At 63.8% G+C, this 17701-nt stretch carries 21 protein-coding genes and 1 pseudogene; 15 read left to right on the plus strand and 7 right to left on the minus strand.

What is annotated here, in order from left to right; translation table 11 throughout:
• The 5 genes and pseudogenes from AC16XC_RS11145 to AC16XC_RS11165 form a co-directional block, all read left to right on the plus strand.
• Positions 1–250, plus strand: a pseudogene (locus AC16XC_RS11145) (methionyl-tRNA formyltransferase); the annotation flags it as partial.
• Positions 247–648: a hypothetical protein gene (locus AC16XC_RS11150; RefSeq protein ID WP_484034729.1), complete on the plus strand. Its 402-nt coding sequence runs from the start codon at positions 247–249 to the stop codon at positions 646–648. The pseudogene AC16XC_RS11145 and the gene AC16XC_RS11150, both read left to right, overlap by 4 nt.
• Entirely contained in the window at positions 645–1403 is a 759-nt protein-coding gene (gene truA, locus AC16XC_RS11155) for a tRNA pseudouridine(38-40) synthase TruA (protein ID WP_484034730.1), read from the plus strand. Before AC16XC_RS11150 ends, truA begins: the two co-directional genes overlap by 4 nt.
• Entirely contained in the window at positions 1400–2506 is a 1107-nt protein-coding gene (locus AC16XC_RS11160) for a zinc-binding dehydrogenase (protein ID WP_484034731.1), read from the plus strand. Before truA ends, AC16XC_RS11160 begins: the two co-directional genes overlap by 4 nt.
• Positions 2507–2658: 152 nt before the next feature.
• Positions 2659–5022 carry a putative bifunctional diguanylate cyclase/phosphodiesterase gene (locus AC16XC_RS11165; protein ID WP_484034732.1) on the plus strand — a complete coding sequence of 788 codons (2364 nt, stop codon included), beginning with the start codon at positions 2659–2661 and terminating at the stop codon, positions 5020–5022.
• 100 nt (positions 5023–5122) lie between these two features.
• Here AC16XC_RS11165 and AC16XC_RS11170 read toward each other — a convergent pair whose 3' ends face one another.
• From AC16XC_RS11170 to cobS, 4 genes are all read right to left on the minus strand, one after another.
• Positions 5123–7339: a transglycosylase domain-containing protein gene (locus AC16XC_RS11170; protein WP_484034733.1), complete on the minus strand. Its 2217-nt coding sequence runs from the start codon at positions 7337–7339 to the stop codon at positions 5123–5125.
• A gap of 65 nt (positions 7340–7404) precedes the next feature.
• Positions 7405–7794 carry a type II toxin-antitoxin system death-on-curing family toxin gene (locus AC16XC_RS11175; RefSeq protein ID WP_484034734.1) on the minus strand — a complete coding sequence of 130 codons (390 nt, stop codon included), beginning with the start codon at positions 7792–7794 and terminating at the stop codon, positions 7405–7407.
• Between the two features lie 2 nt (positions 7795–7796).
• On the minus strand, positions 7797–8024 hold the full coding sequence (locus tag AC16XC_RS11180; RefSeq protein ID WP_484034735.1) for an AbrB/MazE/SpoVT family DNA-binding domain-containing protein: 228 nt from the start codon (positions 8022–8024) through the stop codon (positions 7797–7799).
• A gap of 36 nt (positions 8025–8060) precedes the next feature.
• A complete protein-coding gene (cobS, locus tag AC16XC_RS11185; protein WP_484034736.1) occupies positions 8061–9053 on the minus strand; it encodes a cobaltochelatase subunit CobS in 993 nt (330 codons plus the stop codon).
• Positions 9054–9139: 86 nt separating this feature from the next.
• On the opposite strand from cobS, the gene AC16XC_RS11190 reads away from it, so the two are divergent.
• Together AC16XC_RS11190 and AC16XC_RS11195 are read left to right on the plus strand one after the other, a co-directional pair.
• Positions 9140–9784 carry a glutathione S-transferase family protein gene (locus AC16XC_RS11190; protein ID WP_484034737.1) on the plus strand — a complete coding sequence of 215 codons (645 nt, stop codon included), beginning with the start codon at positions 9140–9142 and terminating at the stop codon, positions 9782–9784.
• Positions 9785–9787: 3 nt separating this feature from the next.
• Positions 9788–10258, plus strand: a complete 471-nt coding sequence (locus tag AC16XC_RS11195) for a GFA family protein (RefSeq protein WP_484034738.1) — start codon at positions 9788–9790, stop codon at positions 10256–10258.
• On the opposite strand, the gene AC16XC_RS11200 is transcribed toward AC16XC_RS11195, so the two are convergent.
• Positions 10244–10924 carry a winged helix-turn-helix transcriptional regulator gene (locus AC16XC_RS11200; RefSeq protein WP_484034739.1) on the minus strand — a complete coding sequence of 227 codons (681 nt, stop codon included), beginning with the start codon at positions 10922–10924 and terminating at the stop codon, positions 10244–10246. The two genes, AC16XC_RS11195 and AC16XC_RS11200, sit on opposite strands and share 15 nt — an antisense overlap.
• Positions 10925–11019: 95 nt before the next feature.
• Here AC16XC_RS11200 and AC16XC_RS11205 point away from each other — a divergent pair, with 95 nt between their 5' ends.
• Genes AC16XC_RS11205 through AC16XC_RS11225 form a run of 5 tightly spaced genes read left to right on the plus strand, consistent with a single transcriptional unit; the run spans position 11020 to position 13973 of the window.
• On the plus strand, positions 11020–11676 hold the full coding sequence (locus AC16XC_RS11205; protein WP_484034740.1) for a glutathione S-transferase family protein: 657 nt from the start codon (positions 11020–11022) through the stop codon (positions 11674–11676).
• Between the two features lie 3 nt (positions 11677–11679).
• Complete coding sequence (locus AC16XC_RS11210) at positions 11680–12039, plus strand: DUF1428 domain-containing protein (protein WP_484034741.1); 360 nt, start codon at positions 11680–11682, stop codon at positions 12037–12039.
• Entirely contained in the window at positions 12039–12842 is an 804-nt protein-coding gene (locus tag AC16XC_RS11215; protein ID WP_484034742.1) for a VOC family protein, read from the plus strand. Before AC16XC_RS11210 ends, AC16XC_RS11215 begins: the two co-directional genes overlap by 1 nt.
• Before the next feature lie 6 nt (positions 12843–12848).
• Complete coding sequence (locus AC16XC_RS11220) at positions 12849–13499, plus strand: glutathione S-transferase family protein (RefSeq protein ID WP_484034743.1); 651 nt, start codon at positions 12849–12851, stop codon at positions 13497–13499.
• Positions 13500–13517: 18 nt separating this feature from the next.
• Positions 13518–13973 carry an SRPBCC domain-containing protein gene (locus AC16XC_RS11225; RefSeq protein ID WP_484034748.1) on the plus strand — a complete coding sequence of 152 codons (456 nt, stop codon included), beginning with the start codon at positions 13518–13520 and terminating at the stop codon, positions 13971–13973.
• Here AC16XC_RS11225 and AC16XC_RS11230 read toward each other — a convergent pair.
• Complete coding sequence (locus AC16XC_RS11230; protein ID WP_484034744.1) at positions 13956–14540, minus strand: DnaJ domain-containing protein; 585 nt, start codon at positions 14538–14540, stop codon at positions 13956–13958. The two genes, AC16XC_RS11225 and AC16XC_RS11230, sit on opposite strands and share 18 nt — an antisense overlap.
• 58 nt (positions 14541–14598) lie before the next feature.
• Between AC16XC_RS11230 and AC16XC_RS11235 the strand changes: the two genes are divergently transcribed.
• Genes AC16XC_RS11235 through AC16XC_RS11245 form a run of 3 tightly spaced genes read left to right on the plus strand, consistent with a single transcriptional unit; the run spans position 14599 to position 16672 of the window.
• Positions 14599–14877 (plus strand): BolA family protein, encoded by a 279-nt coding sequence (locus tag AC16XC_RS11235; protein ID WP_484034745.1) that lies wholly within the window; start codon positions 14599–14601, stop codon positions 14875–14877.
• Positions 14878–14879: 2 nt separating this feature from the next.
• A complete protein-coding gene (locus AC16XC_RS11240; RefSeq protein ID WP_484034749.1) occupies positions 14880–15758 on the plus strand; it encodes a pirin family protein in 879 nt (292 codons plus the stop codon).
• A 20-nt stretch (positions 15759–15778) separates the two neighbouring features.
• Positions 15779–16672 carry an alpha/beta fold hydrolase gene (locus AC16XC_RS11245; protein WP_484034746.1) on the plus strand — a complete coding sequence of 298 codons (894 nt, stop codon included), beginning with the start codon at positions 15779–15781 and terminating at the stop codon, positions 16670–16672.
• Positions 16673–16771: 99 nt separating this feature from the next.
• On the opposite strand, the gene AC16XC_RS11250 is transcribed toward AC16XC_RS11245, so the two are convergent.
• The coding region (locus AC16XC_RS11250) for a DUF2332 domain-containing protein (protein WP_484034747.1) at positions 16772–17701 on the minus strand (930 nt) is incomplete at its 5' end.

The raw sequence follows: 17701 nt of genomic DNA on the forward strand, positions 1-17701 counted from the left end.
CAAGATCGACAAGGCGGAAACGCGGATCGATTTCGGGAAACCTGCCGCGGAAATCGAACGGCAGGTCCGCGCCTTCGCCCCGGCACCTGGTGCATGGTTCGAACTGGAGGGCGAGCGGGTGAAACTGCTCGAAGCCAAGCTGGTGGATGACAAGCTCAGGCCCATCCTGCTCCAGCGCGCTGGGAAAAAACCGGTCGGGTTCGATGAATTCCAGCGCGGCAAACCGCTTCCGCCTGGGCTGTTCGCATGACGCGTCCCGCGACAAAATGGGTCGTTAAACTGGGTTGCGCTGCCAGCCTGGTCTTTGCCGCGCTGTTTATCGGAGGCAGTCTCAGTTTACTGCATCAGGGCGAAAGCGCTCATCCAGTCGGAGCAGCCATCATTGCTGCTAGCTGCGTTGCCGCAATTACAGCGTTGGCTGGAGCCGTCGCCGGCCTCATCCGGCCCGCTTTTGCCCTTTATCTAAGCCTGTTCGCGCTGATCGCCGCGCTGCCTTTGTCACTGGTGGAAACGATGCCGCGTATTTGGTGTACATTCCTCGATTGTAGGCCTTGGACTCCAGCTTTCCCCGTCCAGCCCGGCGGCATGTTGTTGCCCCTATCGATCCTGGTGGCGGTGGGGGGCTTCACCTGGCTCAAACGCAAATGACCCGCTTCGCCCTCACCCTCGAATTCGATGGCGGGCCGTTCATGGGCCTGCAGCGCCAGGCGCATGGGCCGAGCGTCCAGCAAGCGGTCGAGGAAGCGGTGCTTGAGGTGACCGGCGAACAGGTCACGCTTCATTCGGCCGGGCGGACCGATGCCGGGGTCCATGCGCTCGCGATGCGCAGCCATGTCGATATCGCGAAGGATATCGAGCCGTTCCGATTGATGGAGGCGCTCAACGCCCGGCTGCGGCCCGACCCGATCGCGGTGATCGCCTGCGAGACAGTGCCAGAGGAATGGCATGCGCGCTTTTCCTGCATCGGGCGGCGCTATCACTACCGGATCGCCAACCGCCGGGCGCCGCTGACGCTCGAACGCGGCCATGCCTGGCAGGTCGCGCGCCCGCTCGACGCCGAGGCGATGCAGCGCGCGGCGCAGATGCTGGTCGGGCGGCACGATTTCACCACTTTCCGTTCAGCCCATTGCCAGGCGCAGGATCCGGTCAAGACGCTCGACCGGCTCGAGGTGACGCGGGTCGGCGATCATGTCATCGTCGATGCCGCGGCGCGCAGCTTTCTCCATCACCAGGTTCGCTCGATGGTCGGCACGCTGGCGCTGGTCGGCCAGGGCCAATGGACCGAAGAGCAGGTCGGCGAAGCGCTCGCCGCGCGCGATCGGCAGGCGCTCGGGCTTAACGCGCCGCCCGAAGGCCTGTATTTCGTCCGCGCAATCTATCCGGGCGAGGAGGACGCGGCATGAGCGTTGAAGGGCAACAGATCGTCTCGACGCTGGGCGCAGACGGGAAATTGGTCGTCGAAATGGTGCCCGAGAGCCTGCCCGATCCCACCGGCCACGAAGTCCTGATCCGGGTCGAAGCCGCACCGATCAATCCTTCCGATCTTGCGCTGCTGTTCGGCCCCGCGGACCTCGAACATGCGGACTATTCCCTTGGCAGGATCGTCGCCGCGATGCCCGAACCTGCCATCCGCGCGATGCAGGCGCGGATCGGCCAGCCGTTGCCGGTCGGCAATGAAGGCGCCGGGACAGTGATTGCTGCCGGCGATGCACCCGAGGCGCAGGCTCTGCTCGGCAAGCGGGTCGCCGCTGTACCGGGCGGGATGTTTGCGACCCACCGGATCGCCGATGCCCGGATGTGCATGGCACTGCCCGACGATTTGCCGATCGAACTCGGCGCGGCGTCCTACGTCAATCCGCTGACCGCGCTCGGTTTCGTCGAGACCATGCGGGCCGAGGGCTTCAAGGGCATCGTCCACACCGCGGCGGCATCGAACCTCGGGCAGATGCTGGTCAAGCTCTGCGCCGAAGAGAATGTCCCACTGGTCAATATCGTCCGCAAACCCGAGCAGGTCGCAATGCTCAAGGGGATCGGCGCGGAGCATGTCGTCGATTCATCCAGCCCCGATTTCATGGAGCAGCTCGTCGCCGCGATTGAAGCGACCGGCGCGCGGCTCGGTTTCGATGCGATCGGCGGCGGGAAGATGGCCGGGACGATCCTGGCCGCGATGGAAGCGGTCGCGTCCAAAGGAGCGGCCTACAGCCGCTATGGCTCATATGAGCGCAAGAAGGTGTATATCTACGGCGCGCTCGACCTTGGCCCGATTATCCTCAATCGTAGCTTCGGCCTGACCTGGGAAGTCGCCGGCTGGCTGCTGATTCCGTTCATGATGAAGCTTCGGCCGGAAGACAGCGCACGCTTGCGCGATCGCGTCGCGGCCGGACTGACCACCACCTTCGCCAGCCATTTCAAGGCCAGCATCGGGCTCGCAGCCATGCTCGAGAGGAAAAATGCGATCCGCTACAACGCCAAGGCGACCGGTGAGAAATACCTGGTTGTTCCGTAAGGTTAACATTCCCGGTTCGCATAGTGAACGGGTTCTTAACCCCGTTTACCGTATGAACCCTGACTTGGGTCGTCCGCTCATTCTTGGCGGCAAAAAAAGAAACGGGTTGGGATATCTTGGCGGGATTCTCGCGCTTTATTGATCGTCCTAAGGTGCAGGCCATCACGCTTTCGCACCTGATCCGCCACAATATCGACGAGCGCAATCGCGAGTGGTTTGCCAGCACCAGCGTGGCACATACGATCTCGTTTCCCTTCGCGCGATACACCATCGGCCGGACCGCACTGGTCGGCGCGGCGGCCTGGAATTTTCTTCCAACTCCGCTACTCGCGGCGATCCTCGGATTTGGCGTCCTCATGGCAGCTCTTCAGGCCGGATTCGCCCGGTCGAGAATGATCAGGCAGTTCGACGGGTTCACCAGGGCCGCGGGCTTGCGGACACTCATGCTGGTGAACAGCATCGGTTGGACCGCAACGATCTTCACCTGCATCTGGCTGGCTCCGCCCAGGGTCGACGAGGCCTTCATGATGATCGCGGCGCTCGTGCTGGTGATCGACGCGCTTGCACTGCTTGCCTTTCCCGTACTCTCGCTCGGCCTCGCAACCGTCCAGGTGATCGGCATAAGCGGGCCATTGCTGCTGCGCGGAAGCGCGGAAGACATCGTATCGGCGGCCATCGCCCCGCTGGCGCTGGTTTGTATCCATTGGGGCGTGTTCCACCTCCATCATCAGTCGGCAACGCGCCGCCTGCAGGCGCGCGAACTCAAGGAGAAGAACGAAACGGTCCAATTGCTGCTCAATCAATATGACGAGGAGGGCAGCGACTGGCTGTTCGAGACCGACCACGAAGGCAATTTCTTCGCGCCATCGGGCCGCTTCTGCAGGGCGGCGGGCCTGCCCCGCGAGCAACTTACCGGGTTGCGCTTCTCGAATCTGATGGAACCGGGCGAAGAGCGCAACGCATTTCGCGACATGGTCATGGCGGGCAAGCCGGTGCGTAGCCATGTCGTCCCGGTGAACATCCGCGGCAAGCGCCGCTGGTGGTCGATCTCGGCACGCCCGTTTTTCGACAATTGCGGCAAGGTCAAATCATGGCGCGGCTTCGTTGCCGATGTGACCAGCACCCGCGAGGCCGAAGACAGGGTCGCTTACCTGGCTCATTACGATTCGCTAACCGGCCTGCCCAATCGCAATCTGTTCGGCGCCACACTAGCGCTTGCCCTGTCGCGCCGTGAAGCGGGCCGGCATGTCGGAGTGATCCAGATCGACCTGACGCATTTCAAGGCGGTCAACGATATGCATGGTCACGAGGCCGGCGACCGGGTATTGGCCGACATCGCGCTCAGCATCAAATCCTGCGTCCCCAATTCGGCCATGGTCGCACGGCTGGACGGCGACGAATTTGCCGTGATCCTGGAGCATCTGCACGATCCCAACGGCGCCATGAAGTTCGCCAAGCTGATCGGCGCTACCTTGAAGCAGCCGATTGCGATCGAGGGTCAGCAATTGCAGATCGGCTTCAGCATGGGAGTCGCAACCTCGCCAACGGATGGAGCCAGCGGGGAAGACATCGTCCGTTCGGCGGGCCTTGCCATGCTCGATGCAAAGATCAGGGGCCGGAATTTCGTTTCGATCTATGCACCGGTCATGCAGGAACAGATCCAGGACCGTCGCGAGATCGAACATGACCTGCGGTTGGCGCTGGGCCAGGGTGAACTCGAAGTCCATTATCAGCCGCTGGTCAACGCGCAGACGGGTCGTCCGGTAGGATATGAGGCCCTGTTGCGCTGGAACCACTCCAGGCGTGGCTCGATCGGCCCGTCCACTTTCATTCCGATTGCAGAGGAATCGGGGCTCATAATCCCGATCGGCAACTGGGTGCTGCGCGAAGCCCTGGAGGAGGCCGCGACCTGGCCCCACGACATCTTCGTTTCGGTCAATCTCTCACCGGTTCAGATGAAGGATCCCAAGCTGGTCGGTAATATCGTCATGGCCCTGTCTGCCAGCGGCATTTCGCCTTCGCGGGTCGAGCTCGAGATCACCGAGTCCGTGCTTATGACCGACAGCAAGGACAATCTCGCCCTGTTGCACAAGATTCGCGATCTCGGGGTCAAGATCGCGCTGGACGACTTCGGGACCGGCTATTCCTCGCTCAGCTATCTGCGCAGCTTTCCCTTCGACAAGATCAAGATCGACCGTTGCTTCATCACCGACCTGGCCGAAAAGTCCGACAGCCAGGCGATCGTCACCGCGGTCATCAAGCTGGCGGAAGAACTCGGGATGTGCACGCTTGCCGAAGGGGTCGAGAACATCGAGCAACTGGAGCGCCTGCGCGAAACGGGCTGCGAGCAGGTCCAGGGATTCCTGTTCAGTCGCGCGAAACGCAGCTGCGATCTCGAGCACAAGCAGGGCAGCCTGGTCCAGGAACAAGGGCCGAAGGCCTCGATCGTGCCATTCGTCAAGGGCGATGCGGCAAGACCCGAGAATGAAGATCGCGAGAGGCGGGCCGCGGGATAGAGCGCCATCGAGCTTGACTGCATCGAAGCCGGGCGCTCCAGGACTTAGTCTTGCCGCGATCTCCGTGTCGCCAGATGATTCCAGCTGGCTCGAAATCGCGCTAATTGCCGGGCTCGACCTCTCGCGCTTGCTGGGGCAGACCCGGCAGGTCCGGCATCGGACCGCCAAAATTTCCTTCGCCAGGTCCGAATTCCCTGAACCGCTGGTACATCCGGAAGCGCCGTTCGAACTCGCTCGCATCGACGCCCAGCTCGTCGGTATCGACACGGAATTCGACGGGCTCGCCATCGACGACCGCTGAAATCACCGCTTCCCCGTTCTCGAAGCGCAACCGGGCACCTTCATTGCCCAATGGGATATCGAACGGGTCGGGCACGTCGAACGGCTGGACCGGTCCGCCCGGGTCGGGCGCAGGTGCGTCCCGCGGAGCGTCCGCCGGGGGCCGGCTGCCAATCGCCTGGACCATGAAATCGCGCCAGATGCGCGCCGGAAGCCCGCCTCCGGAAATTCCTTTCAGCGGCGAATTGTCGTCATTGCCGATCCACACCCCGACCACGAGATCGCCGGCATAACCAACGAACAGCGCGTCGCGATTGTCCTGGCTGGTCCCGGTCTTCCCAAAATTGGGACCCGACAGCATCGCGGCCCGCCCCGTGCCCTGATTGACCGCGCGGCGCAGCATGCGTTCGATGTCTTCATGCTCGCCAGAGCTCAGACTGTCGTGCGAATCCCACAGCCAGCTGAACCAGCCTTCGTCCTTTTCCGGAAAGGCCTTCGGCTCGACCGGGAACGCGTTGGCGGCGACCCCGGCATAGGCGGCAGTCAATTCGAGCAGCGACATGGTCGAAGTCCCGAGCGCGAGGCTCGGATCGCCGGCAGGCAAAGGCGAAGTCACTCCCAGGTCGCGGGCGGCGCGGATCACCGCCCGGTCGCCGACCTCGTGGAACAGCCGCACTGCGGCGACGTTGCTCGAGCGCGCAAAGGCGTCTTCCAGGGTGATCTGCTCGGAATAGTTCCCGCTGGCATTTTCGGGCCGGTAGGAGCCCTGTTCGATCGCCGAATTGTCGATCACATCGTCCGGCTCCCAGCCCTGGCGCAAGGCGGCCAGGTAAACGAACAGCTTGAAGGTCGATCCCGGCTGGCGCAGCGCCTGCGTCGCCCGGTTGAACGGCGATTTCTCGTAGTCTTTGCCGCCGATCATGGCGACGACTTCGCCATCGGTGCGCATCGCCACCAGCGCCACCTGCGCCTCGCCGAGCGGCGCACGCGCCACGATCCGTCGCGCGATTCCCTGCAAGCGGGCATCGAGCGTCGTCGTAACGGTCTGGCGCGAATAGCCGACATCGCTGAGCTTGCGGACCTCGGGCAGCGCCCAGTCGGCAAAATAGGTGCCCGTCGGAAGGTCATTGCGGGCGCGGACATCGAGCCGCGGCACCGGCATCCGGTCGGCTTCCGCCTGGGTCAGGTAACCGGCGTCGACCATCGCCGAGAGGACCACCTTCATCCGGTCGCGCGCGCGGCTGAAATTGGCGGTCGGCGCCAGCCGCGAAGGCGCCTTGAGCAGTCCCGCGAGCATCGCCGCCTGCTCCGGCCGCAGGTTTTCCGGCTGGCGATAGAAGTAATGCAGCGACGCCGCGCGCAAGCCATAGGTATTGTCGCCGAAATAGGCGTTGGAGAGATAGCGCTCGAGTATTTCGTCCTTGGTCAGCCAGGCTTCGAGCCAGAAGGCGATTAGTGCCTCGCGCGCCTTGCGGGTCAGACTCTGCTCCGGGGTCAGGAAAGTGAACTTGGCGAGCTGCTGGGTGATCGTTGAGCCACCCTGCCGCGGCCCGCCGGTGAGGTTGGACCAGGCGGCCCGCGCAATCCCGCGCGGATCGACGCCCCAGTGACTGTAGAACCGCCGGTCCTCGATCGCGAGGAACGCTTCGACCACATGCGGCGGGAGGTCCGCGACCGTGACGGGGTCTTCCACCACCGCCCCATTGCGCGCAATCGGGGTGCCGTCGGCGGCCAGCAAGGTGATCTGCGGCGGCGCGATCGGTTGTAGCGATTTGGAAAGCGGTGCGGTGATTGCGAGATAGGCGAACAGCAGCAGGAAGGCCGCGACCAGGCCCAGCCCGATGCGCTTGATCCACCAGCGGCGCGTGCGCGGCGGTTTGCTCTCATCAATCGGACCGACGCCGTTGAAGCGGCGCAGCCTGTCGAAATGCTGGGCGCGGAACCCAGGCTCGAAGGCATAACGTGGTCGCGAGGCGCGCTGCCAGGGCCAGCGAATGCGGCTGAGCAGCGACGGCTTTTGGCGAGTCCAGTAATCCATCACCACTGTGTTACCATACTAATACAGCCTTGGCGAGAGCCGCCCGATTCACGCAGCCAGACATATCAGCTTTCTTCGACGAGGTGATCGCGAAACCAGTTCGCCAGTTCGGCTTCAGGCAGATCGCCAGCGGCCAGCGCCTCGAATACCGCGACGATCTCCGCGTCACCAATGTCCAGTTCAAAGCCATTGAGGTTGAGAAACGTTTCACTCACCACCATAGCCGTTCGCTTGTTCCCGTCGACGAACGGGTGGTTGCGGGCAATTCCGAAAGCATAGGCGGCGGCAAGTTCCGCGCAGTCGGGGTCGCCATGCGCAGACAGGTTCTGCGGCCGCGCCATCGCGCTTTCCAATAGGTTGATGTCGCGAATGCCTTGCCCGCCGCCGTGTTCGGCGAGCTGCAAATCGTGCGTGGCCAAGGCCACGTCGATGGATACCCAGATGTACCGAGGCATGGCTATTTCGCGAGTTCGCGCAGGGCCTTCTTGCGCCGCTCCATCACTGAACGCGCCACATCGAGCTGGCGTTCGAATTCCGGATCGTGCGGCTTGAGCGAAATGCCATCGCCGTCCTGGATCAGCGTCAGGCTATCGCCCTGTTCGACGCCCAGGCGGTCGAGCAGCTCCTTCGGCAAGACTATGCCGGCGCTGTTGCCAATCTTGATGATCTTGAGCGGCTTGTTCATGCGGTTGTTATAACATGCGTATGAACATGCAGCAAGTCACCCCTTGCCGACGACACTCTCGGGCAATTCCTCGCCGAACACGCGCTGGTAATATTCGGCGACCAGCATCCGCTCCGCCTCGTCGCAGCGGTTGAGGAAGCTGAGGCGGAAGGCAAAGCCGACATCCTTGAAGATTTCCGCATTCTGCGCCCAGGTGATCACGGTCCTGGGGCTCATCACGGTCGAGATGTCGCCATTGATGAAGCCCTGGCGGGTGAGATCGGCGACCCGCACCATTTTCGCAACGATGCCTGCGTCGGTCTCGGGGCTCTTGGCGGTCACGATCTTCTGTTCGGTTTCCTCGGGCAGGTAATTGAGCGCGACCACGATGTTCCAGCGGTCGAGCTGCGCCTGGTTGATCGCCTGCGCACCGTGATAGAGCCCGGTCGTGTCGCCCAGCCCGACCGTGTTGGCGGTCGAGAACAGGCGGAACCAGGGATTGGGCCGGATGACCTTGTTCTGGTCGAGCAGCGTCAGCTTGCCTTCGGTTTCGAGCACCCGCTGGATCACGAACATCACGTCAGGACGCCCCGCGTCATATTCGTCGAACACCAGCGCCACCGGGTGTTGCAGCGCCCAGGGCAACAGGCCTTCGCGGAATTCGGTCACCTGCAAGCCGTCGCGCAGCACGATCGCATCGCGCCCGATCAGGTCGATCCGGCTGATATGCGCATCAAGGTTGATCCGGATGCACGGCCAGTTGAGGCGCGCGGCGACCTGCTCGATATGGGTCGACTTGCCGGTCCCGTGATAGCCCTGCACCATCACCCGGCGATTGAAGGCAAATCCCGCCAGGATCGCCAGCGTGGTGTCGGGATCGAAGACATAGGCGTCGTCGATATCGGGCACGCGTTCGTCGACCTCGCTGAAAGCGGGGCAAACCATGTCCGTATCGATGCCAAACACTTCGCGGACGCTCACCTGCCTGTCGGGTGCCGCCTGCTTCGTGGTGCCGCCATGATCGGCGTTGGATTTGCTCATCTCGTTCATCGCGCGCTCCGACTAGACGGGCGGACGCGAGGCTGCAACAAGCAATGGCCATGATCGGGGCGATTATTCGCCGTTGGAGCCTGCATATGAAGATCTTCGGTTTCCCGGTTTCGCCCTATGTCCGCAAGGTGCTGGTCACCGCCAAGGAAAAGGGTCTCGATGTGGAAGTCGTGCCGAGCAATCCGATGCAGCCGGACGCGGATTTCCTCGCCGCCAGCCCCTATCGCAAGATTCCGGGTTTCCAGGACGGCGAATTCCAGCTGGCCGATTCGACTGCGATCACGATCTATCTCGATGCGAAATACCCCGAACCCTCGCTGCTGCCCGCTGATCCCGAAGCGCTCGGCAGGGCGGTATGGTTCGAGGAAGTCGGCGACACCGTGTTGATGCAGGCAGCCGGGCCAATGATGTTCAACCGCTTCCTCAAGGCCAAGATCCTCGGCGAGCAGTCCGACGAGGCCGCCGCTTCGGCAGCACAGGAAGCGCTCGAAGGGCGCCTGCCCTATCTCGAGGGCGTGCTTGGCGAGGATGGCTGGCTCGATGGCGCCTATTCGCTGGGCGATATCGGCATCGCCTCCTGCCTCAAGGCCTACAGCTATGCCGACTGGCATCTCGATGCCGCTGCCTTTCCCAAACTTGCTGCGTGGTACGAGCGGGTCACGGCCCGTCCGGGCTGGAAGGCCGCGGCTGAGATCGAAAGCGCGATCTTGTCGGCCGCGTTGGGCGATTGACCGGTGGAAGGCGGCTGTTCCTGCGGATCGGTCCGCTACCGGCTCGCAGACAAGCCGGCGATCGTGCATTGCTGCCATTGCTCCTATTGCCAGCGCGAAACGGGCAGCGCCTTCGCCGTCAACGCCTTGATCGAAGCCTCTCAGCTTGAGGTGCTGTCCGGCGATCCGGAGCCGGTCGAACTCCGGACCGCCAGCGGCAAGGGCCAGCGCGTGTTTCGCTGCCCCCAGTGCCGGGTGGCCCTGTGGAGCATCTACAATATCGGTGGCGGCAATACGCGCTTCGTCCGCGCCGGCACGCTGGACGACCCGTCAGGTATCGTTCCGGACGTCCATGTCCACATTGCAGGCAAGCAGCATTGGGTCGTCATTCCGGATGGTGCCCATCGGTTCGACGCGTTTTATCGCGGGCGCGACATCGCGCCGTTGCTGGGCGACGCAAGAGCCAAGCGCCTGTTTGCCCTATTCGGCAGCTGACGGCCGAGTGTCGATCCGCGGCGGAAGGCTGAACAGGCCGCCAAACCTTGTCGCCAATTGCAGGTCTCCTTCAAGCTCCAGTCCCTCGATTTCTTGCGGCGGAAGCTTGCGATAGAAGAACGCGGCAATCGGCGCCGCGGTTTGCGCCCGGAAGACTGCTTGCGCGCCGTCCAGGACGCCGCGACCTATTGGCATGATGCCTTTCGAAAGGCGCGCGCGGAAAGTCTGCCCGGCCACTTCAAAGCCGATATCGGCCTCGAGCTCCTGCGCGGCCCGGTGATCGATCATTGTCCGCAGGGAAATCATCAGGCTCACAGGCGACAGGGGCAATGAAGGATCGTGGCAGGCGGATCGCGCGGCCCAGCGCCCCAGTTCCTGGATCGCCGGTTCGGCATGATAGCCCCATTCGGTCAGTTCATAGATCGTCGCGCTGGTCGGCGGCGGCGCCTCGCGCTTCACCAGAACTCCGGCGGTCTCAAGACCGGCAAGCCGTTCGGCGAGCACCTTGGAGCTGATTCCCGGCAGTGCGCGTTTGATGTCCGAAAACCGCAATCCGCCGAGCATGAGCTCGCGCACGACGAGCAGGGACCACCGCTCACCGATTATTTCGAGCGCGAAGGCGGTTCCGCAGGCATCCTGGTACCACCTGCCGTGGAGCGATTCCACATCTCTAGTTTCTTTTTGTAACTTCACAGTTGCTTTTTGTAATCAATAGGAGGATGAATCGCAAGCGCCGAGTCGCCGCAGGGGAGAGAGATGTCATGAGCGAGGCCGTCATTTCCGCCTTCAACTGGGTGCCCGATTTCGCCAAGGGGCTGGTGCGCGACTTGCGCATCCGCTGGGCCTGCGAGGAAATCGGCAAGCCCTATTCCACCCACCTCCTCCATCCGCGCGCGCCGCGCGATGAAGGATATCGCGAATGGCAGCCCTTCGGACAGGTTCCGGCATTCGAAGACGGGGATCTACGCCTGTTCGAAAGCGGCGCGATCCTGCTCTATCTCGGCGAACAGGACGAGCGCCTGCTGCCGGTCGAGACCAGGGCAAGATGGGAAGCGATCAGCTGGCTGATCGCCGGGCTCAACAGCATCGAGCCGATTCTCAACCGGGTCGTCACCTACGACATTTTCCATGCCGACAAGGAATGGGCTCCGGGCGCGCGCGAGGCGGTCGACGAATTGCTGAAGGCGCGGCTCACCAGCCTCGCGAATGCGCTGGGCGACAAGCAATGGCTCGCGGGAAGCTTCTCGGTAGCCGACATCCTGATGGTCTCGGTGCTGCGCATCCTGCGCCATTCGGATGTGCTCGAGGAATTTCCCAACCTCGCCGCCTACAAGGCGCGCGGCGAAGCGCGTCCGGCTTTCCAGCGTGCGCTGGCTGCGCAACTGGCGGATTTCGAAACCCTGACCGAGGAGGCCTGAGACATGTACATCCAGGGATTTCTTGTGCCCGTGCCGGGCGACAAGCAGGAAGCGTATCGCGCGGTCGCGCAAAAATTCGCCGACATCATGAAGGACCACGGCCTGATCGAAGTGGTCGAGGCCTGGGAAGCCGATGTGCCCGACGGCAAGCTGACCGATTTCCGCCGCGCCGTGAACCTCGAAGAGGGCGAGAAGGTCGTGTTCTCCTGGGTCATCTGGCCCGACAAGGAAACCTGCGAGGCCGCGCACAACAGCATGATGGCCAATGATATGGCCGCCGAATTCGGCAAGGACATGCCGTTCGACGGCAAGCGGATGGTGTTTGGCGGGTTCGAACCGCTGGTGGTTTACGGGAGGGCCTGATGGCGACCGCAAATGGATGGCCGATCTGGTACGAACTGATGACCCGCGACCCGCGGATTATCGCCCCGTTTTACAAGGAGGTGATCGGCTGGACCATTCCTGCCGAAGGCATGACCATGCCCAACGGCGCGAATTACCGCCAGATCGAGCGCGCCGACGGCGGGCACGAGGGCGGTGTGCTGGCATTCGACCAGGGCATGATCGATGCCGGAATGCAGCCGATGTGGGCGACCTATTTCTGCATCGACGATGTCGACGCAACGATCGAAAGGGCCACCGGCCTCGGCGCACAGGTGCATATGCCGGCCACCACCGTTCCCGGCGCGGGGCGGATGGCGATGCTGTCCGATCCGCAAGGCGCGATGTTCTACCTGATCGCCCCGCAACCGCCCGAAGGGATGGAGGATTACGAATCCGGCGTGTTCTCGGTCGACCGGGTCGGCTGTGCCCGCTGGAACGAGCTGTCCACGCCCGACGACATCGGCGCGGTGGCGTTCTACGGCGCGCTGTTCGGCTGGAACACCGACAGCTCGATGGACATGGGGCCGATGGGCCAATACCGCTTCATCGAACTGGCGGGCGAACAGATCGGCGCGATCAGCCCGGTGCTGGCCGACGGCGTCCCGCCCAATTGGCTGCCCTATTTCCGCGTGGCCGACATCAGGGCCGCCCGCGCGGCGATCCTCGCCCATGGCGGGAGCGTGGTGATGGACGTGCACGAAGTGCCGGGCGACGAGGAGATCGTGATCGCGACCGATCCCGATGGGGCCGCGGTGGGCTTCGTCGCGGCGAAGGCGGGATAGAACGCCATGCTGCAACTTTTCGGACACCCATTCTCAAGCTACACCTGGAAGGCGCAGATCGCCTTGCTGGCCAACGGCAACGAGCATGCGTTCAGAATGATCGACCCCGGCCATCCCGACAATTCCGCCTTCGTTGCCGCGGCGCATCCGGCGGGGAAGTTTCCGGTCCTGGTCGATGGCGAGACCACGATCGTCGAAGCGACGGCGATCATCGAATATCTCGCGGTCCATCATCCCGGCCATGCGCCGCTGATCCCCGCTGATCCGGCCGAAGCGGTCATCGCCCGGATGCTCGACCGGGTATTCGACAATTACGTCATGTCCAATGCGACCCGCGTGGTGATTGCCTACATCAAGGATGCCGCGAACCCCGACCCGGTCGAAATCGCCTCTGCCAAATCGGACCTGCAGCGCGCCTATCGCTGGCTCGAGAGCTGGCTCGACGAGCACGGCCCGCCGCAACACGTCTCGCTGGTTTCATGCGCCGCCGCCCCCTCGCTGTTCTATGCCGACTGGGTCGAGGAAATCCCCGCCGGTTGTCCGCGCCTCATGGACCTGCGCGCCGAGCTGCTCGCGCTCGACGCGGTCCGGACCTGCGTCGATGCGGCCCGCCCCTACCGCAAGCTGTTCCCGCCCGGGGCGCCCGACCGGGACTGACGACGAGAGAGCAAGATGATGAATGAATTGAGCGTCACCTGTTTCATCGACGCCCCGCCCGCAAAGGTGTGGGACGTGATGGCCAACCGCCAGGAGGAATGGTGGTGCCCCAAACCGTGGCGCGCCGAGTTCGAACAGCTCGAACGCCGCGCAGGCGGCGCCTCGACCTGCACCATGTACGGCCCCGACGGCGAGGTGCATCCGCATCCCGGTACGGTGCTGGCATGGGACGAAGGCCGCCGCTACGCCTTCACCGACGCGATCGTCGGCGATCTCGAACCCGCCGGACCGTTCATGATCGGGATCTGGGAAATCGCACCCGAAGGCGACGGAACCCGCTATACCGCCCGGGCCCGCCACTGGTCCGAAGCGGACAGCAAGCGGCACGAGGAGATGGGCTTCACCGAAGGCTGGAGCGCCTGCATGGCGCAGTTGAAGGAATTGTGCGAGGCCCGATCAGCCGAAGGCGCTTGATTTCCTGAGCAGCTGATAAGCCTCGACCACCCGACCGAGCTTGGATTCGTGGCTCCGGTCACCGCCGTTGCGATCGGGATGGTATTTGCGCACGAGCTGCGAATAGCGCCGGCGAAGCGTGTCCCGGTCGGTATCGCCGCCCAGTCCCATCGCGTTGAGCGCCTCGCGTTCGCGCGGGGTGAAGCGGGCCATTTCCCGGTTGCCTTCCGCGCGCCTGCGGATATCCGCGGCGCGGGCTCCGATCGCATCGAGCGGATCGTCGAAATCGGCCCAGCGCGGCACCCCGTCGACCCCGGCATCGGCCCTGAAGGCGCGCGCCTGGTTGCGCCAGCCCGCCAGCGGCGATTGCGCCTCGAGGATATCCTCCGCGCTCATCCCCTCGAACCAGTCGTAGGCGGAGTTGAATTCACGGACATGGTCGAGGCAGAACCAGCGATAATCGCCCGGGCCGTCGAATCCCGCTCCCCGGCTGCCCGGGGCGCGGAACTCGCCCGCTTCGGTGCAGCCATGCGCTTCGCACCGGCGGTCCTTGCCCTCGATCCTGCCGTGGAACCTGTCGTGCTTCACACCCTTTAGGATGGTGACAAATGTCCTATATGGAAACCCCCCTTGTCGAGGAAAATGCATGGCCGGCCCGATCCAGAACGAAATCGAAGCGCTGCTGCAACGCGCCTTCAACCCGTCCAGGCTCGATGTGATCAACGACAGCGCGAAGCATCACGGCCATGCAGGCGACGATGGCAGCGGAGAATCGCATTTCACCGTAGTGGTCGAAAGCGCCGCCTTTTCGGGCAAGTCGCGGGTCGAACGCCAGCGCATGGTCAACCGCGCGCTGGGCGATATTCCCGGCGATCGCGTCCACGCGCTTGCAATCAAGGCGCTTGCCCCCGAAGAAGCGGGATGAGCATGACCACAACCATCACCCCCGTCACCCACGATCTCGGCAATTTCGAGGTCCGCCGGACACTCCCCGCCCGCGAACGGACCATGGTCGGCCCGTTCATTTTCGTCGACCAGTTCGGCCCGGCCCAACTCGACATCGGCAGTGCGATGGACGTGCGCCCGCACCCGCATATCAACCTCGCCACCGTCACCTGGCTGTTCGAAGGGGCGATCGACCACCGCGACAGCCTGGGCAGTTTCGCGACCATCCGCCCCGGACAGGTCAATTTGATGACCGCGGGCAGCGGCATCGTCCATTCCGAGCGCAGTCCGCAATCCGAGCGCGACGCGGGTCCGAAACTCTACGGCATGCAGACATGGCTCGCCCTGCCCGACGGCAGGGAAGAGATCGATCCGGCGTTCGAAGCCGTGCGCGACCTGCCTCTGATCGAAGACCAATGCGCCAAGGCCATCGTCATCATGGGCGAGTTGTGGGGCGTGAAGGCGCCAACCACGACTTATGCCGAAACGATCTATGCCGAGATCGTGCTCGCCCCGTCCGGGGCCTTGCCGATCGAGGACGATGCCGACGAACGTGCGGTGATGCTGGTCGGCGGCGAAGCCAGCCTCGATGGCATGGCGCTGCCGCTATACTCACTGGTGGTGCTCAAGCCGGGCACCGAAATGGTCCTGAGTTCCGAACGCGGCGGCCGGGTGATGCTGCTGGGCGGTGAGGCCTTCACGACAAGGCGCCACGCCTGGTGGAATTTCGTCAGTTCATCGAAGGATCGGATCGAGCAGGCCAAGGCCGACTGGAAGGAAGGCCGCTTCCCGCTCGTCCCGGGCGACGAGGAAGAATTCATTCCCCTGCCCGAACGTCCGCTTACCAGAAGCGAGGACTGAAGATGGAGGATGCTGCGCTGATGAGGGTCGAACTCCCGAGCGGCATCGAACTGGCGGTGTGGGACAGCGGCCCGAGCGACGGTGAAGCGCTGGTCTTCCTCCACGGCTTTCCCGAGAGCCATCGCAGCTGGCGGCACCAGGTCAGGCATTTCAACGATCGATACCGCTGCATTGCACCCGACCAGCGCGGCTATGGCCGGAGCTCGAAACCGCAGGAGGTCGAGGCCTATACCGCCGACAAGCTCGTTACCGACATCTTTCAGCTGGCCGATGCTTTGGGAATCCAGCGTTTCACCATCGTCGGGCACGATTGGGGCGGCGCGATTTCCTGGCCGATTGCGCTGATGGGCCAAGCCAGTGGCCGCGTGACCCGCGCGATCATCGCCGACGCGCCGCATCCGGCGCTGTTCCAGAAGCTGCTCTACACCGACCCGGTCCAGCGCGCGGCCAGCCAGTATATGCGCGGGTTTCGCGACCCGGCCAACGACGCGCTCGTCCGCGAGCAGGGGCTCGCCGCCTTGCTGTTCAAGCTGTTCGGGGCGCGGGCATTTCCCGCAGCGCTCGAAGAGGAAGAGCGCGCCTTCATGCTCAGGAGCTGGGACGATCGCGAGGCCGCCTTCGGCATGCTCAACTGGTACCGGGCCGCCGCAATCGAGGTGCCGCCGCTCGATGCCCCCTATGAAATGCCTGCCGGCTGGACGCCGCCAATGCTGCCCAAGCTGACGATCCCGGCGCTGGTGATCTGGGCGACGGAGGACCACGCCTTGCCGACCGGCAACATCGCCGGGCTCGATGCGCTGGTCGAGGACCTGACTCTCGTCGAAGTCGAAGGCAGCGGGCACTTCGTGCAATGGGAGAAGCCCGCCGAAGTGATCGCGGTGATGGAGGAGTTTTTAGGGCGGACGCAGGAATAGTCCCTCCCTGTTCTTGCGAAGCAAGAATGGGGAGGTGGCAGACGCCGTCAGGCGTCTGACGGAGGGGCATGATGTGCGTTACCCCTCCACCACCAATCCTTACTGATTGGCGGTCCCCCTCCCCATCGCTGCGCGACGGGGAGGAACTTCGACTCCGAACCACTCCACCCACGCGCCATGCGGATGCGCCTGGCTGAGCGTCGTCCATTCCTCGCGCCCAGAATGTTCGTCCTTGGGCCAGTATTTGACGGTCAATTCATGCGCGAAGGTGTCGCGATTGGTCTCGAGGCGAATCCAGGCGAGCGGGCGATCCTTCCCCGCCTGGGCTCCGGCCCGATACATCGCCGATCGGATCGAATTGCGGGTTGCGACCGGCAGATATTGCCACATCACCGAATGGAACAGCACCCGCGTGACGCCCTGCTCCTGCGGGCGGGCGAGCATGTCGCGCACGAAGTCCGCCGCATCCTGCCTGATGAGGTCGGGCTTGCGCTCCTTCGCGAGCGCAATCGCGGCGTCGATCCGTTCCATCCGCTCGACCGCATCGGCCCAGACGTAGGACTTGAGAAGCAGTGCCTGCGCCGGATCGGTCAGATCGACCGGGGCGATATCGCAGCCCCTGATCGATACGATCTCGACCTTGCCCGGCGGCGGCGGAGCGCCGCGCCATTCGGGCACAATCCGCATCGGCGAATTGGCTGGGCCGACCTGGGTTCCACCAAGGTCGTAGAAATAGCGCTCCATCATCGTGTTGACGCCCGCACTGGCGCCGATCTCGTTCAGTTCGAAGCGCGGCCCGAGGATTTGCGACAGCCACAGGAGCCCGCCCATGAAGCTGGCCGAGCGGCCCGCCTCGTTGGTCTGCGGCGGCCCGTCGAGCCAGGGCAGGAGCCGCTGGTCGAAATGCCTCACCAGCAGGGTCACGATCGAATCTACCCGCTCCTGCTCGGTGATCGCGCCCGAATAGACCGGGCCCAGTTCGGGCGCGTCGCCGGTCAGATAGAGGTTGTGAATGCCGCCCGCGATCCT

This window comes from Candidatus Andeanibacterium sp., assembly GCF_057143545.1.

What these genes read in the sequence shown, in the direction of transcription:
- AC16XC_RS11150 (WP_484034729.1), top strand. Translation starts at nt 247, where the DNA reads ATGACGCGTCCCGCGACAAAATGGGTCGTTAAACTGGGTTGCGCTGCC.
- truA (WP_484034730.1), top strand. Translation starts at nt 645, where the DNA reads ATGACCCGCTTCGCCCTCACCCTCGAATTCGATGGCGGGCCGTTCATG.
- AC16XC_RS11160 (WP_484034731.1), top strand. Translation starts at nt 1,400, where the DNA reads ATGAGCGTTGAAGGGCAACAGATCGTCTCGACGCTGGGCGCAGACGGG.
- AC16XC_RS11170 (WP_484034733.1), bottom strand. Translation starts at nt 7,339, where the DNA reads ATGGATTACTGGACTCGCCAAAAGCCGTCGCTGCTCAGCCGCATTCGC.
- AC16XC_RS11175 (WP_484034734.1), bottom strand. Translation starts at nt 7,794, where the DNA reads ATGCCTCGGTACATCTGGGTATCCATCGACGTGGCCTTGGCCACGCAC.
- AC16XC_RS11180 (WP_484034735.1), bottom strand. Translation starts at nt 8,024, where the DNA reads ATGAACAAGCCGCTCAAGATCATCAAGATTGGCAACAGCGCCGGCATA.
- cobS (WP_484034736.1), bottom strand. Translation starts at nt 9,053, where the DNA reads ATGAACGAGATGAGCAAATCCAACGCCGATCATGGCGGCACCACGAAG.
- AC16XC_RS11190 (WP_484034737.1), top strand. Translation starts at nt 9,140, where the DNA reads ATGAAGATCTTCGGTTTCCCGGTTTCGCCCTATGTCCGCAAGGTGCTG.
- AC16XC_RS11205 (WP_484034740.1), top strand. Translation starts at nt 11,020, where the DNA reads ATGAGCGAGGCCGTCATTTCCGCCTTCAACTGGGTGCCCGATTTCGCC.
- AC16XC_RS11210 (WP_484034741.1), top strand. Translation starts at nt 11,680, where the DNA reads ATGTACATCCAGGGATTTCTTGTGCCCGTGCCGGGCGACAAGCAGGAA.
- AC16XC_RS11215 (WP_484034742.1), top strand. Translation starts at nt 12,039, where the DNA reads ATGGCGACCGCAAATGGATGGCCGATCTGGTACGAACTGATGACCCGC.
- AC16XC_RS11220 (WP_484034743.1), top strand. Translation starts at nt 12,849, where the DNA reads ATGCTGCAACTTTTCGGACACCCATTCTCAAGCTACACCTGGAAGGCG.
- AC16XC_RS11225 (WP_484034748.1), top strand. Translation starts at nt 13,518, where the DNA reads ATGAATGAATTGAGCGTCACCTGTTTCATCGACGCCCCGCCCGCAAAG.
- AC16XC_RS11235 (WP_484034745.1), top strand. Translation starts at nt 14,599, where the DNA reads ATGGCCGGCCCGATCCAGAACGAAATCGAAGCGCTGCTGCAACGCGCC.
- AC16XC_RS11240 (WP_484034749.1), top strand. Translation starts at nt 14,880, where the DNA reads ATGACCACAACCATCACCCCCGTCACCCACGATCTCGGCAATTTCGAG.
- AC16XC_RS11245 (WP_484034746.1), top strand. Translation starts at nt 15,779, where the DNA reads ATGAGGGTCGAACTCCCGAGCGGCATCGAACTGGCGGTGTGGGACAGC.